The sequence below is a fragment of the Neobacillus drentensis genome (genome assembly GCF_036962765.1).
Classification (GTDB): domain Bacteria; phylum Bacillota; class Bacilli; order Bacillales; family Cytobacillaceae; genus Neobacillus; species Neobacillus drentensis_C.
On sequence record NZ_JBALOS010000193.1, the window covers coordinates 1 to 11,372 of the forward strand.

At 41.0% G+C, this 11,372-nt stretch carries 12 protein-coding genes; 1 reads left to right on the forward strand and 11 read right to left on the reverse strand.

Going from position 1 to position 11,372, the window contains the following annotated elements; all coding sequences use genetic code 11:
• Window positions 1-222: 222 nt before the first annotated feature.
• Window positions 223-390 (forward strand): hypothetical protein, encoded by a 168-nt coding sequence (locus V7137_RS21870; RefSeq protein WP_218350089.1) that lies wholly within the window; start codon window positions 223-225, stop codon window positions 388-390.
• Here V7137_RS21870 and V7137_RS21875 read toward each other — a convergent pair whose 3' ends face one another.
• The 11 genes from V7137_RS21875 to V7137_RS21925 all read right to left on the reverse strand — a co-directional run bounded on the left by V7137_RS21875 (window position 391) and on the right by V7137_RS21925 (window position 11,310).
• Window positions 391-1,086, reverse strand: coding sequence for a hypothetical protein (locus V7137_RS21875; protein WP_218350088.1), 696 nt, complete (start codon window positions 1,084-1,086; stop codon window positions 391-393).
• Window positions 1,087-1,216: 130 nt separating this feature from the next.
• On the reverse strand, window positions 1,217-1,438 hold the full coding sequence (locus V7137_RS21880) for a YozE family protein (protein ID WP_335700033.1): 222 nt from the start codon (window positions 1,436-1,438) through the stop codon (window positions 1,217-1,219).
• Between the two features lie 131 nt (window positions 1,439-1,569).
• Window positions 1,570-1,854 carry a YokU family protein gene (locus V7137_RS21885; protein ID WP_335700025.1) on the reverse strand — a complete coding sequence of 95 codons (285 nt, stop codon included), beginning with the start codon at window positions 1,852-1,854 and terminating at the stop codon, window positions 1,570-1,572.
• A gap of 11 nt (window positions 1,855-1,865) precedes the next feature.
• Entirely contained in the window at window positions 1,866-3,305 is a 1,440-nt protein-coding gene (ablA, locus tag V7137_RS21890; RefSeq protein WP_335700026.1) for a lysine 2,3-aminomutase, read from the reverse strand.
• A gap of 126 nt (window positions 3,306-3,431) precedes the next feature.
• Window positions 3,432-4,814 (reverse strand): sigma-54 interaction domain-containing protein, encoded by a 1,383-nt coding sequence (locus V7137_RS21895; RefSeq protein ID WP_335700034.1) that lies wholly within the window; start codon window positions 4,812-4,814, stop codon window positions 3,432-3,434.
• A 68-nt stretch (window positions 4,815-4,882) separates the two neighbouring features.
• On the reverse strand, window positions 4,883-5,737 hold the full coding sequence (gene ablB / locus V7137_RS21900; RefSeq protein ID WP_335700027.1) for a putative beta-lysine N-acetyltransferase: 855 nt from the start codon (window positions 5,735-5,737) through the stop codon (window positions 4,883-4,885).
• 72 nt (window positions 5,738-5,809) lie between these two features.
• Entirely contained in the window at window positions 5,810-7,234 is a 1,425-nt protein-coding gene (locus V7137_RS21905) for an aldehyde dehydrogenase family protein (protein WP_335700028.1), read from the reverse strand.
• Between the two features lie 77 nt (window positions 7,235-7,311).
• A complete protein-coding gene (locus tag V7137_RS21910) occupies window positions 7,312-8,565 on the reverse strand; it encodes a peptidase (RefSeq protein ID WP_335700035.1) in 1,254 nt (417 codons plus the stop codon).
• Between the two features lie 43 nt (window positions 8,566-8,608).
• The gene (locus V7137_RS21915; protein WP_218350083.1) at window positions 8,609-9,274 is read right to left on the reverse strand and encodes a 3-oxoacid CoA-transferase subunit B; all 666 of its coding nucleotides are present in this window, start codon (window positions 9,272-9,274) and stop codon (window positions 8,609-8,611) included.
• Window positions 9,259-9,951: a CoA transferase subunit A gene (locus V7137_RS21920; RefSeq protein ID WP_335700029.1), complete on the reverse strand. Its 693-nt coding sequence runs from the start codon at window positions 9,949-9,951 to the stop codon at window positions 9,259-9,261. Before V7137_RS21920 ends, V7137_RS21915 begins: the two co-directional genes overlap by 16 nt.
• Before the next feature lie 24 nt (window positions 9,952-9,975).
• Window positions 9,976-11,310, reverse strand: a complete 1,335-nt coding sequence (locus V7137_RS21925; protein ID WP_335700030.1) for an aspartate aminotransferase family protein — start codon at window positions 11,308-11,310, stop codon at window positions 9,976-9,978.
• Between the last annotated feature and the right edge of the window lie 62 nt (window positions 11,311-11,372).

Below are 11,372 nucleotides of genomic sequence, written 5' to 3' on the forward strand. Positions count from 1 at the left end.
TCAATAAATACTTCAATTTCTCTCATAGCATCGCCCCCTTTTTAGAGAATGTATGATGTACATGGCTTTTTCATGCTATTAACTTTGAGAAGTAATCACAATATCGATTGAATGTAAACAAATAGCTGATTTGAACTTGGATATTTTAAATAAAGAAAGGAAGTCTTTTTGAGATTGGACAAGCATAGGATGAAAACATAAGACTTTCCAAGGGGTGATTCGATGTCAAATTTACAAGTAAAATTAGAGGCATGGATAGATGATGTTAATCGTGAGGATGGTTTCACCCTCCAATTATTTGCGAAGTTCTTAGATGGAATGTTTTTTCTTATTAAATGGGCAGGTATCCCGTTTGTTGTTTATTTATTATTTGAAATTTCAAAGTGGTAATTAGACATGGCTTTTGCCATCGTTACTGACAAGACTTTCTAATTTCCGGAGAATCACACGCATAACTTGATAATATTCCTGATCCTGAAACATTTCATATAAAATTCGGTAATCATTAAAAATGTCCAATAAATGATCAATTAATTCCTTTTTTTCTTTTTTTCGTTCGATTTCTTCAAATTCTGCTTTTCTGATCATGTTCTGAACTTTTGGATTATCGACTACCTTTTCTTGCTTATTTACTAAGTATAGGAGACCTAGTTTTTGAATGAATGTATCAGCATTTTCAGCATCGGCTACAAGTGTCAATTCTTCTTCGCCTGCTTCAAGCCATTCACCATCACTAACCCTTGATAGCTCATAAATGACATCTTCCCAGGCATCTTCCTTATAACGCCAAATTTCTGTCCGGAAGCCTACGACTTTAAACAAGTCTGCGCCATAACCGCTTACTTGAACTAGATCACCGAAGAAAAAATTATATTCGATGTCAATTTGTTCTTTCTCCATCACAACGCCATCAAATTCTGAGAGTAATTGTAGGGCAGATTCAATGAATAATCCGTCACTTTTATTTACTTCATATACATACTTCCCGTCTAACCACTTTACATCTGTTACCTTGCCAACTGTTCCATAAATGGTAATCACGACCGTATCACCGATCTTATACTTCGGTTTTTTTCTATTTGCCATTTCCTCCCATCCTCTCAATTAATAAGTCGTGAATTTTGATTACAATAGTATATGCACCGATTGAATAAAAGCGCATGGGATTTGTAAAATGAAAAAATCGCCTCATTAATGAGACGATTCCATATTCCTATTATTTACGTTCGGTTAACTGATATATTTGCCATGCTTCATCAAAGATGGACATGGATTCTAAATAATGTCCGTTCAGTTCTAGATAAGAGCTGATTTCATCGTAGTCCTCCGACACTTTAGGAAAACTATGATCTAAATAGGCATTGTTTGCAAAGTCACTAATAGCATCCTTAGGAGCAGGATGTCTATATTTCATCAAAAAATGGTAAAATGATTTAATCATATAAGAACGCCTTTCTCATCCAGATTCACTCGTAAATATTCTTTAGAAATACTATAACGGATTAGATAGTAGGCGTCCAGCGTTTCGAAAGAAGGGCAAAAGCAGCTTAAATTTAAGCTGCTTTTTTTTTACGATGAGAAATCAAAATAATTTTTCTTTAGTAATCTTGGAATGACCATTAATTCTTCGTAACTGACTGCTTTTCCTAGTTGTTTACAATCAATTAAATACAACTGATTTTCTATCTCTTTTACGATTGGTTCACTTTGATAAATCATCTTACAATCAGGGCAGGAATAGGTAGGAGTTTCTGTTATTTCAATCGCTCGTGTCCCATCTGGCAATTCCCAAAACACAGAATCGGTAATTCTCACCACATTTGTACGATTACACCACTCACATTCAGGTTTCAATTACACCCCTCCTAGTCCTTCACCGTTTTGGCAGATGTGTCTTTATTTGAAGGTTTCTTGACTTCCACTTCTTTATGTGTCAATGCTTTAAATTTCTTATCTTTTAGTTCATCCCGCTTGCCGCGCTTATCCTTTAACGTGGTATGGGCAGGGTCTTGGTTGTAATCTTTACGACGATTTAGCCTTGATAACCCTTCTGGAACGAGATTAAAGTGCTGGTCATTCATAATCCCTGCGATGCCTGTAAGTGAACGCTTCTCATCCATATCAGGGTAGACCTCTTGGAAATACTTTTCTGCCCTACCAGGGACATAGTTCTCCGGTTCTGGGTAGGAGGTAATCACCCCTTCAAAGTTCCGGAGGACCACTTTCTCCGGACTTTGGGAAATCAGATAATTCGGCTGAAGGGCAATTTTACCTCCTCCTCCAGGCGCGTCAACAACAAAGGTAGGTACAGCATATCCCGAAGTATGTCCACGAAGACCCTCAATTATTTCAAGTCCTTTTGACACAGGAGCACGGAAATGACCAATGCCTTCTGACAAATCACATTGATAAATGTAATAAGGACGGACGCGAATTTTGACCAGGTCATGCATGAGTTTTTTCATGATTGGCACACTGTCGTTGATGCCTGCTAAGATAACAGACTGATTACCAACCGGGACACCGGCATTAGCAAGCATTTCACACGCCTTTTTTGAATCCTCCGTAATTTCGATGGATGTATTAAAATGGGTATTAAGCCAGATTGGATGGTATTTTTTCAAGATATTACAGAGGTTTTCGGTAATTCGTTGCGGAAACACAACAGGGGCACGTGTTCCGATTCGGATAATTTCAACATGGTCAATTTCTCGCAGGTTTTTAAGGATGTATTCCAAGATATTATCATTAATCAGCAGGCCATCCCCCCCTGAAATTAAGACATCACGCACTTGCGGGTTATTTCCGATATAGGAAATGGCCGCATCCAGCTGCTTCTTAGGAACACCCATGCCAATTTGACCAGAGAAACGTCTCCTTGTACAGTAGCGGCAATACATCGAACATTGATTGGTTACTAAAAAGAGAACCCGGTCCGGATAGCGATGTGTTAACCCTGGTACTGGTGAATCCTCATCTTCATATAATGGATCTTCCAAGTCATATTTCGTTTTATAGATTTCCTTTGATATCGGCACTGATTGCATTCTGATTGGACAGCGCTGGTCATCAGGATTCATTAAGGAGGCATAATAGGGTGTGATATTTAAGGGAATTGTTTTTGTTGAAATTCTTACACCTTCTTCTTCATCCGGTGTTAAATGAATGACCTTTTTTAAATCGTCTAACGTTCGAATGGTGTTGGTGAGCTGCCAAAGCCAATCGTTCCACTGCTCTTCTGTTACATCTTTCCACAATTCTATATCTTTCCAATGCCTATTTGGTTTATATAAAAATTGTTTCATTGTATGTTCCTCCCATCTCGCTTCACTAAAATAACATGCAAGATTTGTGCCAATGTCATAAAAGGCATGGAACTTACTCTATTTGTTTTTTGAACAAAAAAAATGCCGAAAACTCGGCAGTTTAGTCTACGATTTTTTTAGTTTGTATTGTAAGGTTTGTCTAGGAATCTCTAATAGCTTTGCGGCTTGGTTAATGTTCCCTTCAGATAATTCAAGGGCATTCCTAATAAGTTCCTTCTCTAATCTTCCGATATTTTTCCTTAAAGAGAGATTTTCTACTTCACCCTTATTGCTTGTACCTGTGCATGGAAGATGTTTTAACAAACTAGGTAAATCTTCATATCTTAACTGCTTTGCTTCACAAACATTCATCATATATTCAATCGAATGTTTTAATTCCCGCACATTCCCTGGCCATTGATAATTCATAAAAAAGAGCTCAAGCTTTTTCTCCAATCCGTTAATGTTTTTTTGAAGTTTTTGGTTAAATTCCTCGATAAAATGTTCAGTTAAAAAAAGAATATCTTCTGTTCGATTTCTTAACGGTATAAGTGAGAAGGTAAATACATTTAAGCGGTAGTAAAGGTCTGCACGGAGGGTTTGCTCTTGAAGGGCTTTGCTTGGGGATACATTCATGGCGGCAATCACCCGTACATTGACAGAAATGCTTTGTGAACTTCCGACCCTTCGTATCATCCCATCCTCTAAAACTCTTAATAGTTTGGCTTGGAGTTCAATCGGCATCGTATGTAATTCATCAAGAAAAAGCGTACCGCCATCTGCCAGTTCAAATAACCCTTTCCGGTCAACAGCACCTGTATAACTTCCTTTTGCCGTGCCAAAAAGGATACTTTCTAACAGTGTTTCAGGAATGGCCGCACAGTTTTGAGCAATAAAAGCCTCATCTGAGCGATGGGATTCATGATGCACACCTTGAACAAATAATTCTTTCCCCGTACCTGACTCTCCGTAAACGAGAATGGGAGCATCTGATTTTGCAAGTTTCTTAGCTTCGTCTTTCAAATTTTGAAATGCTGGATTCACGGTCAATAGTTCATTAAATGTATAGGTAACTTGCTTCACTGCCTTTTTCTTACTGCCTTTATTTAACCCTTTTTGTAAATCTAATAGTCGTTCCGCAAGCAGTTTCATTCGTGAATAATCTTTGGCAATTTCAACTGCGCCAATGATTTTATCCTCGAGAAAGATCGGCAGGGTCGTGTTCATAGTATCAATTCTTGTCCCATGTAAATTCATATAAATCTGTGTTTGGTTGTAAATTGGCTTTCCAGATTTGATTACTTTTAGCAGAGTACTTGACTCTTCGGTAAGGGAAGGAAATGCTTCAAGTAAATGCTTTCCCTGCACTTCTTTAATATCCATGCCATCGTGAATAGCCGCAACTTCATTATAAAAAATCGTTACTCCTTCTGTATTTACCACATGAATCCCTTCATCAATGCCCTTTAGAATGGCGGTTAGAACTTCTTGCGTTAAAGCGGTTAACAAAACCATCCTATCACCACCCTTCTGCTATTCATCATAGTGCCAAGAAATTGGCACAATAAGCCGAAATTTTAGCAGTTTGCCAGATTTTTTACCCACATATTCATATTTTCAAGCTTGTCATAGATATAGCAATTATTCATAAACCTTCCCCGGTACGAATATCCTAACTGAAAAAGAACTGCATTCATCCCAAAAGATAAAGACCTGGCAATGGAATAGGCACAAAAAATTCCATTTCTTTTTAATTCCCCTTCCAGTTCTTGGAGAATCATTTTCATGAGCCCGTACTTCCGATGTTCTGTTAAAGTTGCACAATCCGTCAATTCTGCATTTTTATAGAAAAAATTGACTTCGGCGGAAGCAACACTAACGATTTTTCCTGCGTAAAAGTAAGCGTAATAAATGGTCCCATCCTTGATCGTTTTTTTTATATAATCAGGATCATGCAATGGAGTAGGATAAATTTGAAACACCTGCCGGTACAATGCTGCAAGTTCTACGGCACAACTCTCATCAACCTTCCGTAATCCATATTCTTTTGGCGGAATTGCTTTTTGCAGGGTCGTGTCTAATTGATAAATCGTGTGGATCATCCCGTCCTCCGTGATCCAATGGTCATTTTTTTTGCGCTCTGGTGTGTAAAACTTTGAAAAAAAATGGGCATCTGAGCCAAGGAAATAACGGTCAACTAAGGCTTCTGGCTGGAGACCTTTTTCCAAGAAGTTGAAATAATCTTCACTGCGGACTTTAACTATTAATTTTTCAGCCTTGTGGACGATGACGAGTTCTTCAACTTTCTCGATTACCGATGTTGTATTGCCACGATAATCATCCACACGAATCCGTTTATTGAATGGATCTAGATAAATTTCGAGGAAAAAGCTGTCCTCCTCTAGAATAATAGTGGAAGCGGTTTGATTCATCGAATTCACCCCATTATGATGATTTCTCTAGCAATCTGATGAATGTCTGGCCTAAGATAAGCCAGACATTCTTCATAAGTCCATCTTAAAACTAATTAACTTAAGCTCTGTCATTTCCTCCACCGCATATTTAACTCCTTCACGGCCCATCCCGCTAAGTTTTACACCGCCATAGGGCATTTGATCGACACGGAAGGTGGGGATTTCATTAATCATGACACCGCCCACTTCGAGTCTTTTGGCCGCCTGCAGTCCATGGTGAATATCATTTGTAAAAATTCCTGCTTGAAGACCATATTTTGAATCATTTACAAGTTCGATCGCTTCTTCCATCGTTTTGTAGCGGTTAATATGAACCACTGGCGCAAAAATTTCCTCACATGAAACCTTCTCTGTTAGAGGGACATCCACGAGAACAGTGGGTTGAAAAATACCATTGGACGAGTGTCCGCCCAATCTCAGGTTTGCTCCCCCTGCGACCGCTTCGTCTACCCATTCCTTCGTTCGCCCGACATCTCCCCTTGTGATCATGGCAGAGATGTCAGTTGTTTCATCTAAAGGATTGCCTGCCTTTAGCTTTTTCACTTCGTTGATAAATTGTTCGATAAAAGTATCAGCGATCGTCTCATGGACAAATACACGCTGAATACTGATGCAAACTTGCCCTTGGTAGGAAAATGCCCCGATGACGATTCTAGGAATGACTTTATCCAAGTTTATCCCCTCGTCGACGATGACCGCAGAGTTCGAACCTAATTCAAGCGTTACTCTTTTTAGACCAGAATTTTCGCGAATATATTTGCCCACCCCAGGACTACCTGTAAAGGTAATCATTTTAATTCTTTCATCCTCCATTAACAGGTCGCCAATACGGCTGCCGCTTCCTGTGATCACATTGAGTGCACCAGCCGGCAAGCCGGCCCTGTGAAAAAACTCAGCAATTTTGTAAGCGGATAATGGCGTTTGACTAGCAGGTTTTAACACCAGCGTATTACCCGCGGCAAGCGCCGGTCCCACCTTATGGGCGACAAGATTCATCGGGAAATTAAAGGGCGTAATCGCCGCAATCACTCCCAGCGGTTCTCTAACGGTAAAGGCAAGACGGTCTTCACCGCCTGGCGCTGCATCCATGGGAACCGTTTCGCCATGAATTCTTCTGGCTTCATGTGATGCAAACTTGTAAGTCATAATAGTCCGCTCTACCTCAGCCCGGGCAGCCTTTAGTGGTTTAGCAGCCTCTTTTGAAATCAACCTAGCACATTCTTCTTTCTCTTCCGCCAGATATCCTGCTACTTTTTCTAAAATTTCAGCTCTTTGGTATGCAGGCATTGATGCCATTTTAGGCGAAGCTTGATGAGCTGCCGTTACGGCATCATGGACATCGTCTTGTTCGGCATTAGCAATCTCGGCAAGTACTTCTAAATTATATGGATTTTTCAATTCAAAATAAGTAGATGGGGCACGGTATTCACCGCCAATCCACAATGGTTGCTTCACAATAAGTCCTCCAATCCCAATCCTTTTACCTCAATTATAGCAATTTTTGGATAATAAAATAGGGGAATTTCTGTAGCTCATTCAGCCACTTCACACCATTTTAATAGAGTCAGCGCAATAATCTCACTGGCGGTAAACATATCCTCGAGGACAATATGCTCATTGGCATCATGAGCGGTTTCTGTTATTCCAGGTCCGAAGACAACGACGGGTGTATTTCCAATCGTGGAAAGGATACCGCCATCTGTCCCCCATGGGCTTGCCTCGATGATGGGGCAATCACCCTTGACTTCGATAAAACTATTCGTCAGTTCTGTAATCAAAGGATGGTCATTTTCAAGACTTCCTGGCAGCCACCTTCCGCCAAACCATTCTAACTTTAATGGATTTTCAGGGAGCCACTCGTCTTGTTCACTTAAATCACTCAAACACTTTTCCATTTCAATCTGTGCTGATTGAATCGTTTCTTCCGGAGAAACACCCATTCTTCCTTCGATAACTGCGGTGTCAGGCACCGAAGAAGGCCATTCGCCACTTGAAAGTTTGCCGATATTAATTGGGATGGGGATGGGGATTTTTTCAAAGAGAGGATCATTTATTTTGGCATTTCTATCTTTCTCTAATTGTTGTAATCTTTGAATAACCAAGAGTGCTTTTTCGATAGCGCTGACTCCTTTGTACCGTGTCCCACCGTGTGCTGCCTTGCCTTTAACGGTAATTCTGAACCACATTGATCCCTGTTGTTTCGGGAATATTTTCAAATTTGTCGGTTCTGGAATAATTGCCCCATCTGCATGATAACCTCTAAGTACTGCCGCAAGTGTGCCAGCTCCGCCGCTTTCTTCTTCGATCACACTTTGAAAAATGACATCCCCTTTTAGTTTTATACCGCTAGCAATTAATGACTCTATCGCCATTAACATTGCCGCGTTCCCACCCTTCATATCCGTAGCACCACGCCCATAAAGTTTGCCACATTCAATGGTTCCGCTATATGGGTCATGTGTCCAACTCAATTCATCCCCTACTGGGACCACATCGATATGACCATTTAATATCATCGATTTGCCTCCACCAGTCCCTTTTAACACAGCTACCAAATTAGGATTTCCTTCGAAACTCTGACGATCACAACAATAAGCGGGGTGGGTTTTTAAGCCCTCACCGCCGATTTCCCATATATCAAGGGTTAAGCCTAACTGTCTGCATTTCTCAATGACAATCGCTTGTGTACTACTTTCATTTCCCCGGGTACTATTTTCCCGAACCAGGATTTGTAACAGTCTTGCTCCACGGGCTCGATTCTCTTTTATCCACTGTTTTATACGCATTTCATAATTGGCCAAACGATTCACTCCCTTCAGAATGAGTCTGCTAGTATGGAATCATACGAACAGTTTCTCGTATTTTGAAATCGCAGCCTGTTTTATTTACAACTTTTTCTAAACTATAGGGTGCAAACAACTCTGTTAATAAAAGCCCTTCTTCCGTTACCATGAAGACAGCCAATTCAGTGATAATTAAGTCGACGCAGGCCGATGAAGTTAACGGTAATGTGCAGAAATTTACAATTTTGGGATTCCCTTGTTTATCGCAATGATTCATGACCACAATGACCTTTTTAGCTTTTTGCGCAAGTTCCATTGCTCCGCCCATTCCTGGAACCTTTTTCCCCGGGACGATCCAGTTAGCCAGATCTCCCATTTTACTTACCTGCAGCGAACCTAAAATCGTAACATTCACTTTTCCACGTCGAATCATCCCAAATGAAATCGCACTATCACAATAGGACCCGCCCTTATTCAGCGTGACTGGAAATCCCCCTGCATTACATAAATTTTCATCTTCTTCACCCTTACTCGGGCTTGATCCCATGCCGGTAATCCCGTTTTCCGCATGAAACATCACTCTTGTCTCACTTGATAGATGGTTCGGAACAAGCGATGGGATTCCAATTCCAAGGTTGACAACCATTCCCGAATGAATTTCCTCTGCGGCACGTTTGGCCATTCGATTTCTAATGTCTACTCCCATGCCCATTTCCAATTGACCCCTTTCGATAAAATAACATAATCCACAAACACTCCAGGAGTAATGATGGCATCGGGGTCAAGACTGCCGAGCGGGACAATTTCTTCAACTTCCGCAATCGTAATATCCCCTGCCATAGCAACGAGCGGATTCGTATTGCGGGCACTCTTGTCATAAATTAAATTCCCATACTCATCTGCCTTTTTAGCATAAACAATCGAAACCTCAGCCGTTAGGGCGGTTTCAAGTAAATACCTCTTATCCGCCAGCGAAATATACGGTTTGTCTTTTACAACCAATTCATTGTCCATTCCGATATCAGACAATATTGCTGGAAGGCCGACACCGCCGGCACGGATTCTTTCCGCTAATATTCCCTGCGGTGAAAACTCTACCTCTAGATTCCCCTCGTGCATCAACTGTCCTGCAATTGGATTGGAACCGATGTGAGAGGCAATGACTTTCGATGCTCTTTGTTGACTTACTAATTTCCCGATCCCAATATGCGGGAAACCAGTATCGTTTCCAATTAAAGTAATGTCACGAACTCCTTTTTCCAAAATGCCGTCAATTAAGTCAGGAGGTGAGCCGACCCCGCCAAAACCGCCAAACATCAATGTCATTCCATCATGAAAATACTTCATTACAGCCTCTAATGAGGTCACTTTTCTAAAAGCATTTTCCACCTACCTAACCCCCCTTCCCATTATTCATTGTGTTAGTCCCGAGAACTCTTGAAATGTTTCTTTCAGTAACTGGACCAGTTCATTCATTTCTTTTTTCGTAATAGTTAATGGCGGCGAAATAATAATCGAGTCACCATGTATCCCATCAAGGCCTGCACCTGCAGGATAGACGAGCAGCCCTTTTTCCTTAGCGATGTCTACCATTTTTTGTGTGACATGCGCGTTTCGCTGGAATGGTGATTTGGTGGAAACATCCTGGACAAACTCTATTCCAAGCAATAACCCTTTACCGCGGACATCACCAATAAATGAGAAGTACGCTTTTAATTTTTCAAGTTGGGCTCGTAAATAGATTCCTTTATTTTCAACCTCTTGGATGATATTGTTTTCTTCTAAATATTGCAGGACCGCTAAAGCAGCCGCACATGCTTGTGGATTGGCACTCAAGGTATGACCGCTCATGACAGATTTTGTTCCTGCCAATATCGGTTCGATGACTTTGTCACTGGCGATAGCCGCTGCAATCGGTGCATATCCTGCACCCATCCCTTTTCCTAATGCGACAATATCAGGGGTAACCCCCCATTGTTCACAAGCCAGCATTGTGCCAGTCCGGCCACAGCCAGTCATAACTTCATCTGCGATAAAAAGGATGTCATGAACCTCACAAATTTTCTTTAAAACCTTGTAATAATCTCGTGGCGGGGCAATCGCACCTCCTGCCGCTCCAATGACTGGTTCCGCAATAAAAGCAGCGATTTGATTGGGACCAATTCGTTTGATTGCAGTTTCTAACTCTTGGGCACATAAGTAATTACAGCTTGATGACTCGAGGTTATATGGGCAACGGTAGCAATAGGGGGGATTCATGACTGGAAAATCCTCTAAGAGTGGGACAAATCTTGCTCTCCTTCCAGGATGACCTGACATGGAAAGTGCTCCTAAGGTAATTCCGTGGTAACTTACCCAGCGTGAAAGCACTTTGGACTTTGTTTGCACCCCCTTTTCCTGCCAATATTGAATCGCCATTTTCATCGCGGTTTCCGTTGCCTCAGAACCGCTGTTAACGAAGAAACACCAATTTAAATCTCCAGGTAGCAGCTCTGCTATCTTTCTCGCTAAATTCTCGGCTGCATCGCTTGTAAATTGGGAGCGATAGACAAACGAAACCTTTTTCGCTTGTTCATTCATTGCTTCAATGATCTCAGGGACACCATGACCAATATTGGCAGTAACTGCCCCCGAAGCAGCGTCTAGATACTTTTTTCCATCCATATCAAATAAATAAACTCCTTGGCCGTAGTCAATGACGGGATAGTTTTCATTGAGCACGGGCTTTATGAGAGAAGAATGATCCAAAGGGATTCACTTCCTTTTTAAATTAGGCAGGCCTTATAGAAATTGTATGAATGGTTTTAATG